Origin of the sequence: Candidatus Marinarcus aquaticus, assembly GCF_004116335.1 — a bacterium.
In the GTDB taxonomy this organism is placed as follows: domain Bacteria; phylum Campylobacterota; class Campylobacteria; order Campylobacterales; family Arcobacteraceae; genus Marinarcus; species Marinarcus aquaticus.
Genome location: NZ_PDKN01000011.1, coordinates 72,647 through 96,221 on the forward strand (window position 1 = coordinate 72,647; position 23,575 = coordinate 96,221).

Annotated in this window: 26 protein-coding genes; 9 read left to right on the forward strand and 17 right to left on the reverse strand. The window is 30.9% G+C overall.

Translation table 11 applies throughout. The features are described from left to right. The first annotated feature begins 1 nt into the window (after position 1). Positions 2-2,485: a trimethylamine-N-oxide reductase TorA gene (gene torA, locus CRV04_RS12305; RefSeq protein WP_128997158.1), complete on the forward strand. Its 2,484-nt coding sequence runs from the start codon at positions 2-4 to the stop codon at positions 2,483-2,485. Positions 2,486-2,551: 66 nt separating this feature from the next. On the opposite strand, the gene CRV04_RS12310 is transcribed toward torA, so the two are convergent. The 3 genes from CRV04_RS12310 to CRV04_RS12320 all read right to left on the reverse strand — a co-directional run bounded on the left by CRV04_RS12310 (position 2,552) and on the right by CRV04_RS12320 (position 4,939). Continuing rightward, positions 2,552-2,926, reverse strand: coding sequence for a RidA family protein (locus CRV04_RS12310; RefSeq protein ID WP_128997159.1), 375 nt, complete (start codon positions 2,924-2,926; stop codon positions 2,552-2,554). Position 2,927: 1 nt separating this feature from the next. Beyond that, the gene (locus CRV04_RS12315) at positions 2,928-3,950 is read right to left on the reverse strand and encodes an aldo/keto reductase (RefSeq protein WP_128997160.1); all 1,023 of its coding nucleotides are present in this window, start codon (positions 3,948-3,950) and stop codon (positions 2,928-2,930) included. A gap of 95 nt (positions 3,951-4,045) precedes the next feature. After that, entirely contained in the window at positions 4,046-4,939 is an 894-nt protein-coding gene (locus CRV04_RS12320) for a helix-turn-helix domain-containing protein (protein ID WP_128997161.1), read from the reverse strand. 105 nt (positions 4,940-5,044) lie between these two features. On the opposite strand from CRV04_RS12320, the gene CRV04_RS12325 reads away from it, so the two are divergent. Both CRV04_RS12325 and CRV04_RS12330 read left to right on the forward strand, forming a co-directional pair. After that, positions 5,045-5,338 (forward strand): YciI family protein, encoded by a 294-nt coding sequence (locus CRV04_RS12325; RefSeq protein ID WP_128997162.1) that lies wholly within the window; start codon positions 5,045-5,047, stop codon positions 5,336-5,338. Positions 5,339-5,383: 45 nt separating this feature from the next. Continuing rightward, positions 5,384-6,586: an IS256 family transposase gene (locus CRV04_RS12330; protein ID WP_128997163.1), complete on the forward strand. Its 1,203-nt coding sequence runs from the start codon at positions 5,384-5,386 to the stop codon at positions 6,584-6,586. 233 nt (positions 6,587-6,819) lie between these two features. Here the strand turns inward: CRV04_RS12330 and CRV04_RS12335 are convergent, their stop codons facing one another. From CRV04_RS12335 to CRV04_RS12350, 4 genes are all read right to left on the reverse strand, one after another. Continuing rightward, positions 6,820-7,650 carry a PhzF family phenazine biosynthesis protein gene (locus CRV04_RS12335; protein ID WP_164969171.1) on the reverse strand — a complete coding sequence of 277 codons (831 nt, stop codon included), beginning with the start codon at positions 7,648-7,650 and terminating at the stop codon, positions 6,820-6,822. Positions 7,651-7,652: 2 nt separating this feature from the next. Continuing rightward, on the reverse strand, positions 7,653-8,276 hold the full coding sequence (locus tag CRV04_RS12340; protein ID WP_128997165.1) for a LysE family transporter: 624 nt from the start codon (positions 8,274-8,276) through the stop codon (positions 7,653-7,655). Between the two features lie 219 nt (positions 8,277-8,495). Continuing rightward, positions 8,496-9,362 carry an SDR family oxidoreductase gene (locus tag CRV04_RS12345; RefSeq protein WP_128997166.1) on the reverse strand — a complete coding sequence of 289 codons (867 nt, stop codon included), beginning with the start codon at positions 9,360-9,362 and terminating at the stop codon, positions 8,496-8,498. 33 nt (positions 9,363-9,395) lie between these two features. After that, positions 9,396-10,268 (reverse strand): alpha/beta fold hydrolase, encoded by an 873-nt coding sequence (locus CRV04_RS12350; RefSeq protein ID WP_128997167.1) that lies wholly within the window; start codon positions 10,266-10,268, stop codon positions 9,396-9,398. Positions 10,269-10,358: 90 nt separating this feature from the next. On the opposite strand from CRV04_RS12350, the gene CRV04_RS12355 reads away from it, so the two are divergent. From CRV04_RS12355 to CRV04_RS12370, 4 genes are all read left to right on the forward strand, one after another. Further along, positions 10,359-10,934 carry a TetR/AcrR family transcriptional regulator gene (locus CRV04_RS12355; protein WP_128997168.1) on the forward strand — a complete coding sequence of 192 codons (576 nt, stop codon included), beginning with the start codon at positions 10,359-10,361 and terminating at the stop codon, positions 10,932-10,934. Positions 10,935-10,956: 22 nt separating this feature from the next. Next, positions 10,957-11,697 carry a Rossmann-fold NAD(P)-binding domain-containing protein gene (locus CRV04_RS12360; protein ID WP_128997169.1) on the forward strand — a complete coding sequence of 247 codons (741 nt, stop codon included), beginning with the start codon at positions 10,957-10,959 and terminating at the stop codon, positions 11,695-11,697. Positions 11,698-11,779: 82 nt separating this feature from the next. Then, the gene (locus CRV04_RS12365) at positions 11,780-12,406 is read left to right on the forward strand and encodes a Crp/Fnr family transcriptional regulator (RefSeq protein ID WP_128997170.1); all 627 of its coding nucleotides are present in this window, start codon (positions 11,780-11,782) and stop codon (positions 12,404-12,406) included. 35 nt (positions 12,407-12,441) lie between these two features. After that, positions 12,442-13,323: a DMT family transporter gene (locus tag CRV04_RS12370; RefSeq protein WP_128997171.1), complete on the forward strand. Its 882-nt coding sequence runs from the start codon at positions 12,442-12,444 to the stop codon at positions 13,321-13,323. Between the two features lie 26 nt (positions 13,324-13,349). Here CRV04_RS12370 and CRV04_RS12375 read toward each other — a convergent pair whose 3' ends face one another. The 4 genes from CRV04_RS12375 to CRV04_RS12385 all read right to left on the reverse strand — a co-directional run bounded on the left by CRV04_RS12375 (position 13,350) and on the right by CRV04_RS12385 (position 16,070). Further along, on the reverse strand, positions 13,350-14,573 hold the full coding sequence (locus CRV04_RS12375) for a N(5)-(carboxyethyl)ornithine synthase (protein ID WP_228126557.1): 1,224 nt from the start codon (positions 14,571-14,573) through the stop codon (positions 13,350-13,352). Beyond that, on the reverse strand, positions 14,573-14,761 hold the full coding sequence (locus tag CRV04_RS13005; protein ID WP_228126558.1) for a DUF2179 domain-containing protein: 189 nt from the start codon (positions 14,759-14,761) through the stop codon (positions 14,573-14,575). The genes CRV04_RS12375 and CRV04_RS13005 overlap by 1 nt, the downstream gene beginning before the upstream one ends. A 21-nt stretch (positions 14,762-14,782) precedes the next feature. After that, positions 14,783-15,136 (reverse strand): DUF2179 domain-containing protein, encoded by a 354-nt coding sequence (locus CRV04_RS13010; protein ID WP_228126559.1) that lies wholly within the window; start codon positions 15,134-15,136, stop codon positions 14,783-14,785. Between the two features lie 322 nt (positions 15,137-15,458). Continuing rightward, entirely contained in the window at positions 15,459-16,070 is a 612-nt protein-coding gene (locus CRV04_RS12385) for a Crp/Fnr family transcriptional regulator (protein ID WP_128997172.1), read from the reverse strand. 110 nt (positions 16,071-16,180) lie between these two features. Here CRV04_RS12385 and CRV04_RS12390 point away from each other — a divergent pair, with 110 nt between their 5' ends. Beyond that, on the forward strand, positions 16,181-17,062 hold the full coding sequence (locus CRV04_RS12390) for a DMT family transporter (protein ID WP_128997173.1): 882 nt from the start codon (positions 16,181-16,183) through the stop codon (positions 17,060-17,062). A gap of 48 nt (positions 17,063-17,110) precedes the next feature. Here the strand turns inward: CRV04_RS12390 and CRV04_RS12395 are convergent, their stop codons facing one another. Next, positions 17,111-17,653, reverse strand: coding sequence for a DUF6653 family protein (locus tag CRV04_RS12395; RefSeq protein WP_228126560.1), 543 nt, complete (start codon positions 17,651-17,653; stop codon positions 17,111-17,113). A 90-nt stretch (positions 17,654-17,743) separates the two neighbouring features. Here CRV04_RS12395 and CRV04_RS12400 point away from each other — a divergent pair, with 90 nt between their 5' ends. Continuing rightward, positions 17,744-18,091 carry a zinc ribbon domain-containing protein YjdM gene (locus CRV04_RS12400; RefSeq protein WP_128997174.1) on the forward strand — a complete coding sequence of 116 codons (348 nt, stop codon included), beginning with the start codon at positions 17,744-17,746 and terminating at the stop codon, positions 18,089-18,091. A gap of 63 nt (positions 18,092-18,154) precedes the next feature. Here the strand turns inward: CRV04_RS12400 and CRV04_RS12405 are convergent, their stop codons facing one another. Genes CRV04_RS12405 through CRV04_RS12425 form a run of 5 tightly spaced genes read right to left on the reverse strand, consistent with a single transcriptional unit; the run spans position 18,155 to position 23,268 of the window. Beyond that, positions 18,155-18,499, reverse strand: coding sequence for a c-type cytochrome (locus tag CRV04_RS12405; RefSeq protein ID WP_128997175.1), 345 nt, complete (start codon positions 18,497-18,499; stop codon positions 18,155-18,157). A gap of 11 nt (positions 18,500-18,510) precedes the next feature. Beyond that, positions 18,511-19,104 carry a Tll0287-like domain-containing protein gene (locus CRV04_RS12410; RefSeq protein WP_128997176.1) on the reverse strand — a complete coding sequence of 198 codons (594 nt, stop codon included), beginning with the start codon at positions 19,102-19,104 and terminating at the stop codon, positions 18,511-18,513. A gap of 25 nt (positions 19,105-19,129) precedes the next feature. Then, a complete protein-coding gene (gene nrfD, locus CRV04_RS12415) occupies positions 19,130-20,311 on the reverse strand; it encodes an NrfD/PsrC family molybdoenzyme membrane anchor subunit (protein ID WP_128997177.1) in 1,182 nt (393 codons plus the stop codon). 9 nt (positions 20,312-20,320) lie between these two features. Beyond that, positions 20,321-20,884 carry a 4Fe-4S dicluster domain-containing protein gene (locus CRV04_RS12420; protein ID WP_128997178.1) on the reverse strand — a complete coding sequence of 188 codons (564 nt, stop codon included), beginning with the start codon at positions 20,882-20,884 and terminating at the stop codon, positions 20,321-20,323. A 2-nt stretch (positions 20,885-20,886) separates the two neighbouring features. After that, the gene (locus CRV04_RS12425) at positions 20,887-23,268 is read right to left on the reverse strand and encodes a molybdopterin-dependent oxidoreductase (RefSeq protein WP_128997179.1); all 2,382 of its coding nucleotides are present in this window, start codon (positions 23,266-23,268) and stop codon (positions 20,887-20,889) included. Between the last annotated feature and the right edge of the window lie 307 nt (positions 23,269-23,575).

Below are 23,575 nucleotides of genomic sequence, written 5' to 3' on the forward strand. Positions count from 1 at the left end.
AATGAAAAATATTGATCAAAAAAGAAGAGGGTTTTTAAGAGTTGCAGCACTATTCAGTACCGTTCCATTTATTGATGCAATTACAAAAAGAGGTGAATTACTTGCCGGAACAATTGCAAAGTTCTCTACAAAGTTAGTTGAAAATGGTGAAGTATTAACAGCTGCTCACTGGGGTATGTTAAAACTGACTATAAAAAATGGGAAAGTAGTAAAATCTGAACCTTATCAAAAAACGTCGAGTATTGAAAATTCATTACAACATTATACACAAGATTTAGTATATGCGGATGATAGAGTCAAATATCCAATGGTAAGAAAATCTTACTTAGAAAATCCAGATAGTCCTAAACCTGAATTAAGAGGTGCTGATGAATGGGTGAGAGTCTCTTATGATGATGCCATTAAATTAGTTGCAAAAGAGCTTAAAAAAACAAGAAAAGAAAAAGGTGCAGAGGGAGTATTTGCAGGAAGTTACGGTTGGAAAAGTAGTGGTAGTATCCACAACTGTAGAGTTCTATTACATAGATTCATGACTGCAACAGGTGGATTTACTGGTACGGTTGGTGATTATTCAACAGGTGCTTCGCAAGTAATTATGCCACACGTATTAGGGACACTTGAAGTGTATGAACAACAAACTTCATGGCCTGTGGTATTAGAAAGTTCAGAAGTTGTAGTAATTTGGGGAGCAAACCCACTGGCAACTTTAAAAATTGCATGGACTTCAACTGATGAAAATGGATTTAAATATTTCGAAAAACTAAAAAAATCTGGTAAAAAGATAATCAGTATTGATCCATATAAAACAGAAACTTGCGAATACTTAGATGCACAATGGATTGCACCAAATCCAAATACAGACGTTGCAATGATGATGGGTATGGTACATACACTATTAGAAGCAAAAAAATATGATGCAGCCTTTTTAGCCGATTATACTGAAGGTTTTGATAAATTTAAAGAGTATTTATACGGAAAAGATGATGGTATTGTAAAAAGTGCTAAATGGGCATCAAAAATTTGTGGAGTAGATGAAAAAACCATTAATTCATTGGCTCATCTATTCTATGATAACAGAACAATGTTTATGTCTGGATGGGGAATGCAAAGAGCTCATCATGGGGAACAACCTCACTGGATGTTGGTAACTCTTGCTTCAGTTATTGGACAAATTGGACTTCCTGGTGGTGGATTTGGATTATCTTATCACTATTCAAATGGTGGTGTTCCTACTGCAAAAAGTGCCATTATTGGTGGTATCACTGCAAATGTAACTCCTACAAAAGATGAAGGTGGAGCAGCGTGGTTAAGAAATGCAGCTAAATACTCTTTCCCTGTTGCAAGAATTGCAGATGCACTTTTAAATCCAGGAAAAACAATTGATTTTAATGGTAAAAAAGTTACGTATCCAGAGATTGATTTTATCTATTGGGTAGGTGGAAATCCATTAGTGCACCATCAAGATACAAATACCTTATTAGAAGCTTGGAAAAAACCAAGAACGGTTGTTGTTAATGAAGCATTTTGGACTCCAACAGCAAGAATGGCAGATATTGTAATGCCAACAACAACTTCATATGAAAGAAATGATATCACTGCAACGGGTGATTATTCAAACTTAAATATTGTTCCTATGAAACAAGCCGTTAAGAAACAGTTTGAAGCAAGAGATGATTACCAAATCTTCAGTGATTTATCGAAAGAGTTTGGTGTATTTGATAAATATACTCAAAATAAAACCGAAATGCAATGGATAGAAGAGTTCTATGAAAAAGCTTATAAACAAGCTCAAAATATGAAATTACCTATGCCAACATTTAGAGAGTTTTGGAGTAAAAACCAACCAATAACTTTTGATGTTCCATATGAAAATACACAATTTGTAAGATATGCTGACTTTAGAGAAGATCCAATTTTAAATCCACTTGGAACACCATCTGGAAGAATAGAGATCTATTCTAAAACAATAGAAAAAATGAATTATGAACATTGTAAAGCACATCCAACTTGGTTAGAACCAGCTGAGTGGGTAGGTATGGAAGATAAACCTGCAGAGTTTGCATTGATCTCTCCACACCCAAGTCATAGACTGCACTCTCAACTTAATAATACAAGTTTAAGAAAAAAATATGCAGTTGCAAATAGAGAGCCAATTTGGATTAATACAAAAGATGCAAAAGCAAAAGGTATCAAATCGGGTGATGTGGTAAGAGTATTTAATGACAGAGGTGAAATCTTAACCGGTGCCATTGTAACGGATGGATTAAAACCTGGGATCGTTAGAGTACAAGAGGGCGCTTGGTATGATCCCTTGGAAAAAGGAAAAATTGGAGCACTTTGTAAAAATGGTAATGCAAACCTTTTAACAAAAGATATTCCAACATCAGAACTTGCTATGGGAAATAGTTCAAATACTGCTTTAGTTAATATTGAAAAATATACAAAAAAAGCACCTGACTTAACTATTTTTAAACAACCTAGCTAAAATAAAAGTAGAGATTTCTTCTCTACTTTTAACTTCAAGACAAAAATAGTTGATTACATTTAAAAATTAAACAGCAACAACAGCTTCAATCTCTACTTTTAAATCTGGGTGAAAAAGTTTGTTAACTTGTACCAAAGAACTTGCAGGTAAATTTTCTTTGTAGATTTCAAAAAGAGTGGTTCTTAGTTCATCTACTCTTTCAAAATCTGTAACAAAAATAGTTACTTTGATAATATTTTTTAAACTGCTCTTTTCTACTTTTGCAATTTTTTCTATTTGTTTAAATATCTCTTTTGCTTGAAACTCTATTGTTTGAGTTTGAGCTAGAGAACCAAAAGCACTTAAACCAGAGAGATAAAGCAGATTATTGTGTTTGACTGCATGTACATAAGGCCCTACAGGTTTATCTATATTGTCATAGTTTTTTCGTATTGCTTTCATCTTATTTTCCATCTATATCTCTAAATCTTTCAACCATCCATTGCGGATACTCTTTATTTAAAGCACTGATTTTATCCAGTCTTTCAAGTTCCATTTCATTTAAAATGATATTTGTTGATTCTATGTTATCTTTGAGCTGATCTACCCTTTTTGCACCAATAATGGTACTTGTAACTGCTTTTTGAGCTTCTACCCAAGCTAAAGCCACTTGTGCAGCCGATACTTGACGTGCTTTGGCAATCTCTTTTAGAACATCAATAATTTCATAGCTTTTATCTTTATTTAGAGGTGGAAAATCAAAGTTTGCTCTTCTTGCATCCTTTGTTTCGACTTCTTTAGTATATTTTCCACTTAAAAAACCACCACTTAATGGACTCCAAGGCATGATTGATAAGTTTTGATCTAAAGCTAAAGGGATAAGTTCTCTCTCTATATCCCTAGCAGAAAGAGAATAGTGATATTGTAAAGCTACAAATTGATGCCATCCATTTTTTGAAGCTATAGCATTGGCTTTCATCACCATCCAAGCAGGCCAGTTACAAACACCAAGGTATCTTACTTTTCCACTTTGAACAATATCATTGAGTGAACGCATGATCTCTTCTATATTTGTGGTGCTGTCTGTTCCATGAACATATAAAATATCAACATGCTCCATTTGCAGTCTTTTTAAACTATCTTCTACGGAGTTAAAAATATGATATCTTGAAAGTCCAGAGTGGTTGGGTTTCTCTTTCATCATACTTCTTACTTTTGTAGCAATAACCAATTCATCTCGTGGGATATTTAAATCTTTTAAAGCTTGTCCTAAAAGTTGTTCTGATTCTCCATAAGAGTAGATATTTGCAGTGTCAATAAAGTTGATGCCACTTTCAAAAGCAGTTTTTACAATACTATTGACCTCTTCTTGATCAGCTTTTCCTATATGTTCCCAAAACCCACCTCTGTTTCCACCAAAAGTCATTGTGCCTAAACAAAGCTCTGATACGAATAGTCCTGTGTTACTTAAGTTGTTGTATTTCATGTTAATATCTCCTTATAAATAATAAGAAGATATTAACAAATAAGTGAACTAATGGTGATGTCAGATTCAATCATAAAATTGTAAAAATCAAATATTTATAAATCTCTGTATTTTTTAGGGGTTGTTTTTGCTCTTTTTTTAAAAAAGTTTATAAAATGGGGTGGTTCTTCAAATCCCAGACTAAAAGCAATATCGGAAACAGACCAAGGAGTATGTTTAAGCAATATCTTTGCCTCTTGTAAAACTCTGTTTGAAATCAATTCAGAGGTGGTTTTTCCCGTAATCTCTTTTAAGACTTTATTGAGATGATTGGTGTGTATATTTAAATTTTTCGCAAAATCATTGGCACTTCGCAGTTTAAACCTTTGGTAAGGTGACTCAATAGGGAACTGTCTTTCAAGTAGTTCTGTAAAAAGAGTTGCGATTTTTGTAGCTCTATCTTCAGTTTTCAAATTGGTTGTGATCGCAGGTTGCATCTTCATGGCATAATGAATCAGTTCAAAACAAAGATTTCTTAAAACATCATATTTATAAGCATAGTCTGAGTCTATCTCCTCAAACATCTTTTCAAATATCTTTTCCACATCTTTTAAAGCCTTTTCATCAAGAATAAAGAGTTTATTTTGATTTGCTTGAAAAACGGGGTATTGTCTTAAGGAACCAAATTTATGAAAAAAAGTCTCTGTAAAGATACAAAAACAACCACTTTGATTCTCATCCAAAGGTTCCCAACTGTATGGCACTAAAGGATCAGAAAACATCAAAGCATATTTTTCACTTACAAAACTTTTATCGGCATAATCAACTTTGATTTTACCTTTTAAAAGGGTGATTTTAAAAAAATCTCGTCTATTAAAGGAGATGGGTTTTATTTTTGAATTGCCTCTTTTAAAGATATTAAAATGACCAATATCATTCTCTAACTCTTTTGGAATATATGTAAATTTGTTTTTTTCATAAAACTCTTCTAGATTTTCTGTGTTTTTCATAAGCGTATCATACAAAAATCAAATATTTATTGTCAAGAGTTATAAAGATTATTATTTGATTCAGGATATTGTATTATAATTACTTTTTTAATAATAAGGATAGAGATGTTTATAGTTTTACTTACATATATAAAACCATTAGAAGTTGTTGATGATTATTTAGAAGCACATGTAAAATATTTAAAAGAGCAATATAAAGAAGGAAATTTTATAGCATCAGGAAGAAAAATTCCAAGAGATGGTGGAGTGATACTCTCAAAACTTGATTCAAAAGAGAAGTTACAAGAAGTGCTTAAAAAAGACCCTTTTAAACTTGCAAATGTTGCAAATTATGAAATAATAGAATTTGTTCCAAGTATGACATCAGATGAGTATGAAAATTTGAAATGGGAGTGTTAGAAATTTTGTGTCAGTCTGATAGAATTTATTCTAAAGGATTGAACAATGAATCAAACACTTGATTTAACAGATGCACTTGAACAAATTAAAGCTGGTGCAAAAATAGATGGTAAGGACGGAGTTTTAGCTCCTCTTATCAAACAACTAACTGAAGCTGCATTACAAGCAGAACTTGAATCACATCTTACTACTGAGATAAATAAAAACCGTAAGAACGGTAAATCTACTAAAACTATGAAAAGTAGTGTTGGAGAATTTGAACTTGATGTTCCAAGAGATAGGAATGGTTCTTATGAACCTCAAATAGTTAAAAAACATCAAACACATATGTCAGACCATATAGAGCAAAAGATTTTATCTTTATATGCTCTTGGTAATAGCTACTCTCAAATATCTGAACATATTCAAGAGTTATATGGTACTGAGTTTTCTAAAGCAACAATAAGTGCTGTTACAGACAAAGTTATACCATTGCTCAAAGAGTGGCAACAAAGACCATTAGAATCAATCTATCCATTTGTATGGCTTGATGCTATACACTATAAAATTAAAGATAATGGTAGATATATTTCAAAAGCAGTTTATACTATCCTTGGTGTTGGACTAAATGGCAAAAAAGAGATATTAGGTTTATACCTTTCAGAAAATGAGGGAACTAACTTCTGGCTACAGGTTTTAACTGATTTAAATAATAGAGGTGTAGAAGATATACTTATTGCATCTGTTGATGGATTAAAAGGGTTTCCAGAAGCTATAAATGCAATATTTCCAAATACTGAAGTTCAATTGTGTATCGTACATCAAATTAGAAATTCAATACGCTATGTAGCTTCTAAAAACCAAAAAGAGTTTATGAAAGATTTGAAGATTATCTATCAAGCTATCTCCAAAGAAGCTGCTGAAATGGAACTTGACAACCTTGAGTCTAAGTGGGGCAAAAAATATCCTATTGTAATTAAGTCGTGGAGGAACAAATGGGAACATCTATCTGCATATTTTAAATATCCTGAAGAGATAAGACGCATCATCTACACTACTAATATTATTGAATCAGTTCACAGACAGTTTAGAAAACTTACTAAAACTAAAGGTGCTTTCCCAAATGAAAATAGTCTTCTCAAACTTTTGTATATGGGTATTCAGAATGCTTCTAAAAAATGGACTATGCCTATTTGGAATTGGTCGCTAACTATTTCACAGTTGGCAATATTATTTGAGGGCAGACTAGATGAATCTTTAAACTTATGACTTAAAAAGTGATTTTTGTTGTTCAAAAAGTCCTTAGGATTTGAGAGAATCACTAAATTCTACTTCTTGAACACTTTTTGGAACAAATTATATCTCTAAACAAAGGTTATAAAGCCAATAAGTTAGATTTTCTAATTTTGTTCCAAAATCTAGAGGTTATAGGAAAAGCTATTCAAAATTTTGTATTCTATTTAGTATCTACAACTCAATAGATAGATTTATGCCAATATTCACTAGTTTACAAATCTGCAAGCTCCAGAAACTTTAATTGAACTATTTAAAATCTCGTTAAAACTTACAAATAATTGAGATGGTTGTTTCATATCAAATCCTTGTAAAATCTCAATTTCTCCTGATTTTTTAATTCCCATATTTCTTAAATATTCTCCTAAAGCAATAGCAGCAGAACCAGTTGCTGGGTCTTCATATACTCCACCATAAGCAAAAGCATTTCTTGAATGAAATAAATTTTCATTTTCTTTCCATAAAATATTAATAGTTACAATATTTTTATTTATCATTAATTCTTTTACTTTTTCAAAATCATATTTCATTTCTTGAAGCGTTTTTTTATTTTTAACAAATAAAATTAGATTATTTATTCCTGAAAAAGATACTTTTATTGGATATTTTTCATTTAAATCATTTTTACTAAATGAAAAAGCATCAAGAATACTATCTACATAATCTTTTTCAATATCATATGTATATGTTTTTACTGAATTAATACTTGTAAAAATTTTATTATTATTTTCATTAACTTCAATTTGAATTTTGCCATCACTTAAAACTAAATCATATATACCTAAGCCAAATTTTTGACCAAGTATAAAACCACTTGCAATTGTTGCATGACCACAAAAAGCTATTTCTGTTTCAGGAGAGAAGTATCTTATTCTAAAAGAATTACCTTGTTTTAACAAAAATGCTGTTTCTGAATAATTAACCTCTTTGGCAATTTCAAGCATTTGTTCTTCACTTAACATTTCATCTAAAATCAATACCCCTGCTGGATTACCACCTCTATTTTTATATGCAAAGGCTGATACTTTTTCTACTTTCAATATTAAGCTCTTTTTGTATTTGCCATAAAAATTGCAGCTAAAATAAGTAATCCACCTGTTATTCTATTTTGTATTTTTATTGCTTTTACATCTTTTAATAAAAATTTTAATTTAGATGCAAGAGAAGAATAACCTGTCATTACAAAAATATCTAATATACTCAACGTAACAGCAAGAATCATAAATTGAAAAAATATTGATTCATTAGGATTAATAAATTGAGGAATAAAAGCCACTAAAAATATTGTTGCTTTTACATTTGTCAAATTTATTAAAATAGAACTAAAAAAAGCTTTTTTAGGATTATATGAATTTATTTTTTCTTGTTCATCAACCAACTCAACTTTTTCAAAAATTTTACTTAATCCAAAATATACTAAATAAGCAACACCAATCCATTTGATAATATTAAAAACCATCACAGATTTAGTTATAATCGCACCCAATCCAATAACTACAATAAAAGCTTGAATTAGATATCCAACTTGTAATCCTAAAATTGCAGGGTATGATTTTTTAAGTCCATATTTTAATCCATAATTCATTGAAACAACTGCTCCAACTCCTGGAGAAAGAGATACAACAAAGGTTGCTATTGCAAAAGTTAACCAAATATGAAATTCCATTTAATCTCCTTATATTTTAGAAATTATATATCTTGAAGACTTAAATTATTATTACTTTACTTTAGGTAAGTAATAGAATTTTATTTTTTATCCCAATAACTGTACTTTTTGGAGCAAATTAGGATTAGTAAGATTAACTATGCTAAAATTCTAGGAACTATCAGTTACTGACACAAAACTCTGAACAGTCTCTTTGAAATCATAAATTAGTATCTAATACTAATTTCTGGTTTTTTTGACTTCTTCTAAAAAAAAGTCTTCTAATCTTTTATCTCCATAGGTAGAAGCAATATTGTCTTTTGCCAAAAGAGTTAAAAAAAATTCAATTGGTCCATATACTTTAGATGAAGTGAAAATTCTAAGAAGTTTTATAATAATAACTCTAATAAAATTAGGCAAATGTACTATTTTAATCTCTTTGTTCCAAGCTTTTAGTGCAAGTTTAGCTATTTCATTTTGAGTTAGTATATCTGGACCTCCTATTTGTTCCTCTTCATTATCAGTTGAAATTAGTTTTTTTACACAAAATCTTGCTAAATCTTCTCCATGTATAGGATTGAGTTTATATTCACCATGAGAAAATAGATATATTTTTCCACTTTTTGCTATATTTAAAAAATCTTTCATATCTGAAAAAAAGCCATTTGGTCTTATGATACTATATTTTAATGATGAGTTTTTTAATTCCTCAACAAACTTCTCTTTTGCTTCAAATATTTTTAAATTTTTAAATTTATCTCCATCTATAGCAGAGATGTATTCAAATTTTGTTACATTTGATTTAATAGCTTCATTTAATAAATTTTTATTTCCTTGATAATCCACATCCATATAAGTTAAACCATCTCTTTGTCTAGTAATACCAATACTTGAAAAAATATAATCAATATTATTAGCTATATTATTTAATGTTTCAGGTTTTGTAACTTCTCCTATAAAAAACTCATCGACATTTGAAAATAACTCTTTTTGTTTTTCTTCTCTAATTAATACTCTTACAAAGTAATCTTGCTTCTTTATCTCTTTTACAATATATTGACCTAAATATCCTGTTGCTCCTGCAACTAAAAATCTTTTTTTCTTCAAGATTCTTTCCTTATATTGATTATTTATTTGATATTATAATTTTTTTAATTCAGATAGTATAAAAGAATTTATTATTTCACATAATTCTTCAGCTTTTTCTTCTGGAACATAATGTCCACACTCTTTTATAATTGAACTTACAACATTATTTGAAATCTTTTTCATGGCAATACCCACTTGCTCAGAAACAGCAAATTCCCCTCCAATTGCTAAAATTTTTGTTGATATTTTAGAAGTTTGCTTTTTGTTTTGAAGAGCACTTTTTTCAAAGTATCTATAATATTCAAAACCATTTCTCATTTTATTTGGTTTTATATATGATAAATAGTAATTTTCTATATCTTCTTCTTTTATTGAATTTTTAATGTAAGATTTTTTCTCAAAATACCATGAAATATACTCTTTTTCTTTACCTTTAGTTAAAAATTCTGGAATAGAATCTAAACTATGAAAATAAAATTGCCAAACTTTATTTGCATTTTCTAATTTGAATAAATCATCAGGTATTAAGCCTGGAATTCCAGCATCTATAATAACCAGACTATTTAAATACTCTTCAAAAAATAAAGAATAACTTGTGGCAACCCAAGCACCTATGTCATGCCCAATTAGATGGAATTTTTTTATACCTAATTTATTTCTAAAATCATTAATAATTGTTGCAATATTTTTTGTATCATAGTTTAAAGTATCGCTACTATTTCCTAAACCTGGTAAATCAAGAGCTATAACTCTAAAGTTCTTTGATAAAATTGGAATTACCTTTCTCCACATATATGATGTTTGTGGCCAACCATGAAGTAAAATAATAACTTCTCCTTCCCCTTCTTGATGATAAGCAATCTCTATTTCATCTAAAATCAATTTTTTTTCATTTAAAAATTTATAAATAGGTGTATTTGACATTTTAGTCCTTTATATTTGTTGACCAGTAGGTCTAGTGCAACTATATCAAAACTAGACCAGCTTGTCAACTAAAAAATGATACACTTATATATGGAAAAAATTAATACAAAAAATAGATTAATAGAGTCGGCATATAATGAAATATATGAAAATGGCTATCAAGGAGCTTCTTTAAATACTATTTTAAAAAATGCAAATGTTCACAAAGGATCAATGTATCACTTTTTTTCAACAAAAAAAGAGATGGCACTATGTGCAATTCAAGAGAAGATTTATGCAAAATTTGAAGAGAGATATGGAAGAATCTTAAATTTAAATAGCAATTATTTAGAAGCATTAATTGAACAATTAAAAGATACTTCCCAAAGGGATTTTATAAGAGGCTGTCCCATAGCAAATATTGTGCAAGAGATGTCTAATATTGATGATGAGTTTAAAGTTATAATGGAAAAGATATATTATACTTTTAGGAAAAGTATAAAAAATATTTTAGATATGGCAATAGAAAAAAAAGAGATGAAAGAGTGTGATACTAATAAATTATCTCTTTATATTGCTTCAACATTGGAAGGTGCAATTCTTTCAGCAAAAGCTACTGGAAATGTACAAGATTATAGTGATGTAATTGATATGTTAGCTATATTTATTTTGTCTTTTAAAAACTAAATATATATTGTGTGGATAAAAAATGATAAAGAATAGTATTTCTGTTTTGGGTAGTGGTTGGTTAGGTTTCCCCTTAGCTCAATCATTATCAAAAGAGTTTTCCATAAAGTTATCTACAACTACATATAAAAAATTTGACAAAATAAAAGATGAAAATATCACACCATTTATTGTTGACATAAATAATTTAAGTGGGGAGATTGATAAGTTTTTATCTTCAGATATTTTGATTATAAATATTCCTTCAAAAAATATTGATGGATTTAAAGAGTTGATAAAACATATACTAAATTCAAGTATTCAAAAAATTGTTTTTATCAGTTCAATTTCAGTTTTAAAAGATGAAACAAGTCCTTTACTTGAAATAGAAAATCTATTTAAAAAGACAAATCTTGAAATAACAATTTTAAGATTTGCAGGACTTATCGGATATGGAAGAAATCCTGCAAAATTTTTCCCAAATGGCAAAGTTGTAAAAGATGTAAATGCACCTGTAAATATGATACATAGGGATGATTGTATCAATATAATAGGAAATGTAATTAAACAAGGTATTTTTGATGAAACTTTTAATTGCGTTACTCCTTCCCATCCCACAAAAAAAGAGTTTTATACCTATTGTGCAAAAGTATCCGATTTGCCTATTCCAACTTTTGATTCACTCAAAAATGAAAGCAATAAAAAAATAGTAAAGAGCGATTTGCTTGTATTAAAACTAAACTATAAATTTATTCATGAAGATTTGATGAAAATAGTATTTTAAATAAATAAAGATTTTAAAGTCATAATATTTAATTAGTTTTTATAACTATTTGTTAAAATTGTTAAAATTATTAAGGTTTTTAATGAATGAAGTAAATAGTGAATTTTATTATGATAAGTTAAGAAAAGCTTGTAATCAATATTATGAATTCAGTGATGAATCTTTTGAGGCTTTTAAAAATATCTGTTTTATAAAAGAGGTCAAAAAGGGTGAAGTGCTGCAAGACACATACTCAAAAGCGAAATATATCTATTTTATTTGTAAAGGAATTCTTCGTACATACTATTTAAATGAAGAAGGAACAATATATACAAAAAACCTTTTTAGTGAGAATTATTTCTCTGCTTCAAAGGTCTCTTTACTTACAAAAGAGAACTCTTATTTAAATATTGAAGCTTTAGAAGATTCTGTTTTAATCTATATCAATTTTGAAGAGTATAAACAACTCATCAACTCCAATATGGAGTTTAAAGATTTTTACATCAACTATTTGGAAAAAAATTGGGTGATTGTAAAAGAGAAAAATGAGATTTCATTGATTATTGATGATGCCACAACCAGATATTTGAATTTTATAAAAAATAATCCAAATATACAAAATAGAATTTCACAACACCATATTGCAAACCACTTAGGAATAACACCTACGCAATTGAGTCGAATAAGAAAAAAACTCAAATCAACCTATGTAAATGACAAAATAAATTAAATATAATACTATTCCATAAAAAAGGAATATTTTATATGAGTGAAAATTTTAAAGCACATATTTTAGTTATAATAGCCACTTTTTTAATTGCGGGTTCATTTATAGTTTCAAAAAAATTAGCAGGTATCATTGACCCTATATCTTTGACTCTTTTTCGATTTGTTTTTGCTTCAATAGTTTTAGCTCCCATCATTTTTATAAAACAAAAATACAGAACTAAAGTAAGAGAAACATTTAAACGAGCTTTGGTTATCAGTCTGTTTTACTCTTTGTATTTTATTGGTTTATTCAAAGCTTTAGAGTACACAACAGCTTTAAATACAGGCACACTGTTTACTTTAGTTCCTCTTCTAACAGCAGTTTTGGCTATTTTTGTATTTAAACAAACCATCACACTTTTTCAGTTTTTGGTATATGTAGTTGGTATTATTGGAACGTGTATGGTTGTATTTAAAGGGGATTTACAACTGTTTTTAAATCTTTCATTAAATTATGGTGATGTAATCTTTTTGTTTGCCATTGTTGCTATGGCTTTATATTCTATCAGTGCCAAACATTTTTATAAAGAGGGTGATGAAGTATTAGTTTTAACCTTTATGACGTTAATCGGTGGTATTATCTGGATGGGGTTAGCTTTGGTGTTGTTCAATATCCCTTTACAATGGGAAAAAATAAATGACAATCTATTTTTAGATATGAGTTATTTAGCCATTGCTGCAACGCTGTTTACGGTATACTTAAACCAAAAAGCAACTGTGATTTTGGGTCCTAAAAAGACCATGGCCTATATTTATACAAGTCCTGTAGCGGTTGCTTTGTTGATGTATCTGTTTTATGCACAAAGCATGAGTTTTTGGGTTTTTATAGGCATTATCATATCTTCAATGGCCACACTCATACTTTTATTCAAAAGTTGATAGTTAATAAAAAAAGATAGAGTAATCTATCTTTTTTTGCTGAGTAAAGTAATAGAGTTTGTAACAGCATTTTCGTCTATTGTAAAACATTTGTGAGGATAGTTCTCTTTACGATTTTGAAATGATAAAATAGATTTATTTAAAATAACACCCAAATCAATATTGATAGCTTTTCGAATAGTTTCATCTTTATTCCAAGCTTCAGGACCTGCTAATACCGTTGGCAAATATACAATCAATGCAGCTGAAATAGAACGGGTTGCACTCTCCCAAAGATAACTTGGTGTATGGTCAACAGCATAATAATCTATACTCTTATGTTTAAACATAGGGTTTTTAAATGTTGTGGGTTTTGAAAAAAAGAATCCCATCCCTTCATCACAACTGACATCTATGATTAAACTATCAGGTTTAAGAAAAGAGCTTTCTCCTTTTATGATAAAATCTGTTGGGTTTTGTGTATCTTGAAAAACTCCATTTACGATAATATCTGCTTTACTAATAAGTTCTGAGAGTGGATGTATTGAGCCATCATGTTCTATTACTATCATCCGTGCTTGTTTATTCTCTCCTTTTTGAACTCTTACATAATGACAATCAAGTACCTCTTCTCTAACTTCATGGTCTGGTCGTTGAATACAAATAGTAATATCTCTAAAACCATGTGCTTTTAGAGCATAAATTGCACCACGGCTGACTGCACCAAAACCAAAAATAAGTATTTTTCTCTGGTTCCCATAGTGTCCATCTATTCCTTTTAGTTGTAAAGCATGTATTACAGCACAATATCCTGCCATTTCATTGTTTTTATAAAAGGTATGACGACCAACTTGTCCTTCTGGTGACCAAACAAACATATCTTCAAAAGCAATAAGTGTTTGTTGACGTTCTATTGCTATTTGGGTTATCTCTTCTTGTTGTACGCAATGTACATATCCCCAAAGTGTTCCTCCAACTTTTAGTTCCTCCAAATCAGATAATACAGGTTTATTAATAATAACAGTGCCTATATTGGCCAATAGATTATGTCGTGTGTCGATTCCACCAGTTTGTGCTGCAATCTCTTCATCTGAAATGCCAAAGGGTGAGCCATAACCCTCTTCAAATATTAGTTGTTCTCTTAATTCTTTTGGAATACGATCTAAATGTTTGGGGTGTATTGGAAGCCTTTTCTCATCTACTTTTTTTGAAGTTCCAATAACTCCTACTTTTAACTTATGCATGGTTTGATTTCCTTTTACTTGAATCATTATTTAGTCCTTCTCATATTCCAAAAACTTTTTTTGCTTATATATTCTGGACCATCATAAACACTTTTTAAATCAGATACAGTATAGACTGCTTTTTGGTCAAGGTTGTTGATTAATCGAATAAGTGCTGGTATATTACGTCTTTTTTCAACGATAAATAGAACTTCAACTGCTGTATCTTTACCCATATCTCCATCCAGTGAAACTACTTAAAAGCCTTCATCTCTTATCTTTTTTGCCAAGATATCACGATTGAATGAGATGCAACGAATAAGTTCATTACCTATTGCAAAACGATTCTCAATCCACATTCCAACGTATATTCCTGTTGCAAAACCTGCTGAATATGAAAGGGCAAGATGCCATTGATCAAGGTTTTTGAAAACTTGACCAGCAGCTATTAACCAAATGATGATTTCAAAAAAACCAATTAAAGATGCAAGTAGTTTATATCCACGAAATATAACGATAGTACGAAATGTTCCTAAAGATACATCGGCAACTCTGGCTAAAAAGATAAATAGCGCTAATATATAGGGATATTCAATTATAAATTCAGGCATTTACATTTTTAAATGTGTTCATATCTAAATTTCCTTTTATGAAAAATTTCATAAATATGACTTGTGGACGAATTTTTAGTTTCGAAGATGGGTCTGTTTATTCTGTTTTGCTCTGTTTCAGATGTATAGAATTAATTGTATACACCTAACGGGGTATCAAACCTAAGAAGCGAGTTTTGAGTAGTACAATACGCGTTTATGGCTTGAGTTTATCTGAATTTAAAAATTAAATCAACTTATGTAAAAGATTAATTCAATTTTCTCATTAGCATACTCAACTATTTTCTAAAGGATTTTTTATAAAAGGTTTTTAAAGAAGAAATTATAAAACACAATGATTTTTTAATTCTTTTCTGATACGACTCAAATGAGTAGGTGAGATACCTAAATATGATGCTATGTAGTACTTAGGAATTCTTTTTATAATATTTTTAAATTCTTTATTAAATTTTTCATATCTTTGTTTAGCATTATCAAGAACAAGCGAAGAACTTATGTCATCTCTTTCTAATACCCAATGTTTTTCTAAATAAAAAATATGGAAAAATTTTAAATCATCATATTTCTCTAAAAGTTTTCTATATTTATCATGTTTAATATCTATAACTATTGAATCTTCTATTGCTTGAACTACTGCATTTATGGGTTTTTTATATAATAGTGCAACCATTGGTCCATAAAATTTAGTTTCCCAGAAAAATTTTTTTGTATATTCTTCTGCTTTTTCATTAAATGAAAATGTTCTAAATAAACCTTTATATACATAAGAAAAAGCATCTACTTTATCATAAAGTTCAAAGGCATATTCATTTTTCTTTATTTCTTTTATTGTGCATATACTTTTAAACTCTTCCCACGTTTTTTCAGAAAGTGGATAATAAGAATCTAAAGTTTTTTTAAGTGAGTTAAATATTTGTTCTGTACTTGTATTCATAAATCATCTTTAATATTTTAGAAAGAATATTACAAATTTATTAAAAAATCAACATAGGTATACGAGAAAAATTAATATTTTTGATAATCTGTATCAAAAAAGGATATTTTATGTCAAAAACATTATATGCACACATTTTAATTTTACTTGCAACGTTTATATCAGGAGGATCATTTTTAGTATCTCAAAAGTTATCAGGAGTAATTAATCCTATTTCAATTAATTTATTAAGATTTTTAATAGCAACAGTAACTCTGCTTCCTTTTATATTTTTAAAAAAAGAGTATAGAGTAAAACTTATTTCAACTTTTAAAAGAGCATTTATAATTAGTTTCTTTTACACATCATTTTTAATAGGAATGTTTATCTCTTTAGAATATACAACGGCTTTAAACACCGGAGCAATATTTACCCTTGTACCTTTACTTACGGCATTATTATCAATGATATTTTTTAAACAAAAAATTCCCAAAAAACAATATATAGTATATCTCTTTGGAATTATTGGAACTTGTATTGTGGTATTTAAAGCAAGTTTACAACTTCTTTTATCACTTACTTTAAATAAAGGAGATATATTTTTTCTTATTTCTATTTTATTTATATCTATGTATTCAATTTGTGCAAAATATTTTTATAAAGAAGATGATGAGTTATTTGTTTTAGTTTTTATGACATTAGTTGGTGGTTGCATTTGGATGTCATTTGCTTTAATTATATTCAACATACCTCTACAATGGGATAGAATCAATGCAAATGATTTTGTTTCTTTGGGATATCTTAGTATACCTGCAACGTTGGTTACTGCTTATTTATATCAAAAGTGTACTGTGATTTTAGGACCTAAGAAAATCATGGCTTATACTTATTTAACTCCTGCTTCTATTGCGATACTTATGTTTGTTGTGTCATCACAAGTTCTAAGTTATTGGGTAATTATAGGTATATTGATATCTACTTTTTCTACAGTAATGTTATTACGAAAAAGTTAAAAGAATTTTAATGGAGCAATTTAAACTATAGTTTTTTCAATAAAAGTGTTAATACTCCCAGCTCTTAAACTTTTCGTCACTCTCTTTCATGTCTTCATAAAGCCAGACCATTCGGTCTAAAAACCAACTTTTACTCAAATACGTTAATGCAATACCCAATAAAGCAGCCCAAACCGAGTAGTAGATGATGGCATAAATGCAAATCCCCACCCCAAGAAGTGACAGAAGATGTAAAAGATGATACAACTTGGTACGATGATGCAGAGGTATTTCTAGTTTATCTCTGTTTAAATAAATACGTTCCCCTAAAACAGATTTTGAGGCCCAATTTTTAGTTGATTTGGGTTTGGAAAAAATAAGCGGATTTAAAAACATCCATAATACAGAAAGCATAACTAAAAAAGCAGACCAAGTGCCAAGTGTCTCTCTGCTCCAACAAGCCAGAATGATAAAAGGCAATACACTGTATCGTGTCCAGACACTTAATGGATTTGCGTGTCGCATCCATGTGGTGTCATCTAATTGAAATAATTTTGAGAGTCTTTTTTCAAATGTCATTGTACTTCTTTGCATCAATATATCTATGAGCATTATACTCTTTTTAAGATTACGTCTTGTGATTGTGGATTTGACAATCTTGCATTAATATCTTACAATTGCAAAAAAATTTAAAGGAATGAAATGGATCAACTGCCTAATTGTCCAAAATGCAACAGTGAATATACGTACGAAGATGGATCTCTTTTCATCTGTCCGGAGTGTGCTCATGAATGGTCTCAAGATGCACAAGAGAGTCAAGAAGAAGATGGATTGGTGGTTAAAGATGCCAACGGAACACTTTTGAGTGATGGAGATGATGTAACCGTTATCAAAGATTTGAAAGTAAAAGGAAGCTCTTCTGGGATTAAAGTGGGTACAAAAATTAAAGGTATCCGGCTAGTAGATGGAAACGATGGACACAATATTGACTGTAAAGTTCCTGGTGTGGGTGCTATTAAACTCAAACAAGAGTTTGTAAAAAAATCATAGGATTGAGTTTTTAAGAACTAAAAAAAAGCCGGAAAAGTCTTCACTTTTACGGCTTTAGTGAATCTATTTTTCCCCAAAACTTTTGTAGATGTATTCTGCCATTTTATCTGGGTTGACTTTCATCCCTTTATTTTTAATGACACCTAAATTGTACTCCATAATGTCATGTCCACTTCCTGAAGATTGGTACCCACCACTTTCAAGTTCATAAATATCTACAGATAATTCTTCTTTTGTTTTTCCAATAAGTGAAGGTCCTTTTTTTGCAGGGTTTCCTTCTGCATATTGTCCATGACATTTTTGACACATGGCGGTGTATATTTCTCCTTGAGTATACTCATCCGCATTTGCACATACACTCAATCCGCAAGCAATAACTGCACCTGCTAGTAAGTTAATTGTTTTCATATTTTCTCCTTTTATTTAAGTTTATTCTTTTCATTTTTTATTTTGACCGTTACAATAACAGCACCACGTACTTGTCCACTTTTAAAACCAAAAGCTTTGTCAGAAGGGTATTTTTCTTCAAATAGAGTTTGAATTTTTGGGTCAAGATTGCTTTTATTTCCATGACACACTTTACAAGTTTTACTTGCCATCATCGCAGGAAAATAGACTTTGTAAGTGTTATAATCTGCAACTTGTACAATGCCATTTGGCATATATGCATCCGATTCTTCAAGAAGATCAAATGCTTTTAAAATATCTATTTCGTCTCTTTGCGGAGATGATTTTGGATTTCTGTTAAAAAGACTTACTCTTTTTATGGAAATATTCTCTCCGAGTTCTTCGTTTAACTCCTTTATTTTTGTATACGATTCATCGGCACAAAATGTTGCAGCAGCAAGCGCACCCTCGTGCCGAAATTTTGCTTTAACAATAGAACTTAAAGTCGTATGTAATTTATGTGCAGCGTGTTTTGCTTCTTGTAGTGCAATATCTTTTGGGACAGTTTCCTTTTCATTGGCAAAAAGCATCAGACATAAACTGCATATGATTAAACTTTTTTTCATCTCTCCTCCTCCTCCTAGTAAATTTTTATTCGTCTAAATTAAACAGTTTTGTACCCATATAGTATAAAAATAGACAAAGCCCCAATCCCCCAAGAGATATCATAACTTCCGTAACTGAAGGGAAATATTCTATCCATGTTGGTACAAGCTGGTATTCGCTTGTTTTTAACATCTGTAATGGTTTGAGTTGGGTGTCATGTACCAAGTTGTATCTCATGAAAAAGATACCTACCATTCCAATAAGAGAGCCCCAAAACATCCCAACTATATTTTTTCCTGCACTTTTTAGAATGATAAACAAAGGTATGACCATCGCAAAAAATACTTCAGCCCAAAAGGTTGCGCTTGAAAAAATATGACGTGCAACTTCTGCTCGATTTGGCATGCCACCATAAACATCGGAGAGCATTTTCCAAGTGACAAAAAACATCAGTATTGCAATCAAAAGCCCTTGTATTTTTGCTAAATTTGTAAGCAATAACGTTGCTTTTTCATCAAATTTGAGTCTGTATTTAAAGCCATACATGATAAATGAAAGAAAAATCCCCGTAATAAAAGCTGTTAAGATAAAATACATCGGGTAAAATACCCCATTTGATATGGTTCTGGCATTTAAGAATCCAAATACTCCACCTAAGTTAGAATGTGCTGCTAACCCTACAAGAAGACCCGTAAGACCAAATATTTTTGCCATTTTCATGTTGTGTTTGAGTAAAAACACAAACTCTATGATCATAAAAGTCATGTACAATCCATACAGCGTTCCCATCCACCAAATTGCACTGGTAAATCCCGGTGTTAAAATGTTGTATATCACCATCGTTATTGGGTGTCCAATTTCAAAAGCAATAACAGCAAAACCAGAAACAATGGTTATAATTGAGCCAAAAATAGCACGTTTTGATATCATCATGTAATCTTTAAATCCAAATACATCACCCAATGAACCGACAATGCAAAGTCCTGTTGAACTCACCACAAAAAAGATGTAGACCGCAATCAAAAGCCCCCAAGGGTGCTCTTTGGTCACATTATACGCATGATGTCCATGTAAAATGTAGGTTGTAATTCCTACAGCAAACAGAACTAAAAACAGTAAGGTCATGACTGCAATAAGCAGGTTAATTGGAGTTTTTTCAAACGATACAATATCTCTTAGTGTGACTTTTTTCACTGGAATGGTTGTAATAAATTCTTTAATATGCATAATAATCCCTTAAATCAGATAAAATAGTTTTGGTTTTGTGCCGAGATTTGATTTTAAAGTAAAGTGTTCTCTGTTTTGAAGCACTTGACTGATTTCGCTGTTTGGATCATCTAAGTCACCAAAAATTCTCACTTTTGTCGGACAGGTATTTTGACATGCCGTCGTGGTTTCTCCTCTGGCAAGTCGAGTATCGGTACAGAAAGTACACTTATCAACTGTATTTGTTCGGTCATCCACATATCTTGCATCGTAAGGACAGGCATTTATGCAATAACTGCATAAAATACATTTATCTGCATCTATTCTGACTTGACCATCTTTATCATAATAAGTCGCATTGGTGGGGCAAACTTCTTGACACGGTGCTTCATCACAATGTTGACATTGGCTGGGGTAAAAAGTATTTGAAGCAATACTCAAATTGGGATACTCTCCTTCAATCTCTTTCATTCCTACCCATATTCTGTGATTATCTGCACCCAGTAACACACCATTTTCTTCTTTGCATGCCGTTTCACAGGCTTTACAATTTATACAGTTTTTATAGTCTAAAGCCATTCCGTATCTTGCCATTGTTAAACCTTTCTTATTTCTACGTTGGTTTCATGCATGGCAGCTGCACCATAGACAGGCTCCATGAAATCTTCGATGATGGCATTATCATTTCCACCATTTTTATATGCCCAATTTAACTCTGAACTCTCTTGCCCAAATCCGTGTATAAAAAAGAGATTATCAGGAGCAATTTTTTCTGTGGGATAAGCTCTTAAGGAAGTTTTTCCAATTTTCGAGCTCACTTCAATGATGTCCCCAAAAGCAATATTTTTTTCTGCTGCCACATGTTTGTTTATCCAAAGGTAGTTTTGATACATTAAATCTTTGAGCATGGCATTATTGGCTGTACTTGTTTGTGTATATTGAGCGTGTCTTCCCGTCATGAGTCTGAATTGATTTTTAGGGATGCTATACATATACTCATCTCTCCACATTGGCATGGAATCTATGCCTTTTTTGGTAAATGACTCAATATTACACTCCACTTTTTTTGAAGGAGTCACAGGTTTTCCACCATTAACACTGTAGCTTTTGGCAGCTTCTGGATAATATTCAAACTCATTTTCAGATAACTGTTTGAAATATTCATCCATTTTGGGATAATAGACCCCTTGAGTTTTTAATTTTTCTGCTGCATCAGGATAGTCGCTTACTGTGTATTCATTGATTTGCTCTTGAGAAAACATAAAAGGTTTGGTTAAATCAAACTCTTCATAGACCTCTTTTTCGCTTGATGATGCAATTTCACTTTGAACCTCTTCATCATATTTTTTTGTAATTTCAAAAAGAGGTTTGGATATTTTATTGGTCAACGCTCGCATAATTTCAATGACAGGTTTACTCTCATACATAGGGTCGATTACTTTATTTCGTTGTGCAATGGCAGGTTCAACACCGCCAAATGTTTTTACAGGATCGGTTCTTTCAAGATAAGTACACTCAGGCAAGACAACATCTGCATACATAACGGTATCACTTGGCATGGTATCTATACAGACAACTAACTCCATTTTTTTAAGCATTTGAGCTGTTTTTGCTGTGTTGGGCATGTTCATCATGGGATTGTGTTTATAACAAAACATCCCACGAACTTTATACGGTTGAGTTTCTTCTAAAAAGTTGTTTCTCCAACTTATCCAAGAACCTCCACCACTGACAATGGCACAACTGTCATAGCCGATGTGTTGATTGTTCATGACGACTGCTCTTGCTTTCGCATTATCATACATGGGAATAATCTCTTCATGATCTTTGAGTTTAAATTGCTTCCCAAAAACGAGACCTCCTTTACAATCAATTCCTCCTCCTAAAGCTTGGAAGATGGCCATTGCACGTCTGAGTTGAAAATCATTTTTAGAAAAGGTACTTCGTCGTCCTGGGTAGTAGATGGCTTTGGGTGCATTTGCCATAAATTCTCTTGCAATTTCATATATCTCTTTGGCTTTTATGCCTGTGATTTTTTCTGCCCACTCTGGTGTATAGTTCTCTTTTAAAATCATTGCACTGTACTCTTCAAAACCATTGAAGTTTTCAGCCACATAGGTTTTGTTGTATAACTCTTCTGTTAATGTAACATAGGTCAAAGCCAAAACAAATGCCAAATCTGTTCCAGGTTTTATGGCCAACCATTTATCCGATTTTGCTGCAGTGTTTGTAAAACGAGGATCGACACAAATGAGTTTTGCACTGTTTTTTTTGGCTTTAACTTTTTTAACAAAATCCATGGTATCTGGAGTCACAAATGCTTCCGCCCGATTTGCCCCCGCCATGATAATGTATTGGGCATTTTCAAGGTCGGCTTGTGGATACGTTCCAAGCGTCACTCCGTAAGCCGATGCCACTGTTTGCAAACAAATAGAAGAGTGATTGAGCCAATTTGATGAACCAAAACCATCATAAAAGGTTTTAAAGGTATGTTCCGCCATTCCTTCACCGGCACAAAACATAAAGCTGGAACGATTGTCTTGCTCTTCATCTAAAATTTTTACCGTTTTTTCTTTGATATATTCAAACGCTTCATCCCACGAGACTCGTTTGAATTTACCTTCGCCTTTCTCTCCTACTCTGATCATGGGGTATTTAAGTCTGTCGGGGTCATACAGGGCTTGTATTCCTGCATTTCCTCTGGCACACAGCATATTACGGGATTTAGGGAAAAGTGGATTTGGATCAAGTTTGGTAATAATATTGTTTTCGACTCTGGCAATCAAAGCACATTTGTTTACACACATTTCACAAAGCGTAGATACTGTTCGTGCTTGAGTTGTATTTGTTTTTGTAGTGGTTTTTATTTTGCCTTTTTTCTCTTCATTTGAAAAAAGGTTGGTTGAGGCCATGCCACCAATGACACTCAGTGCGATACTCCCTTGGAGAAACTTTCTACGGGAAACCTCTGTGCTCATGAACATCCTTTTACATTAATAACACACTAAAAGTTATCTGATAATTTAATAATTACTTATATTAAATCATTAGGTAAATTAATAATGATAGTTGATTATATATATAATATTTAATAATGATTTAACGACACTATAAAAAAGTAAAAACCTTTTTTTATAGGTGAAGTAACAGTTTCAATAATACAAGAGCACACCTTAACTCAAAATAAATAATTAGTCTATAATATCGGTAAAATGGGACTTATAAAAGATATTATTTGTATTCATTTATGGCAACTTTAAGTATTTTTTAGAGATACTACAAAAA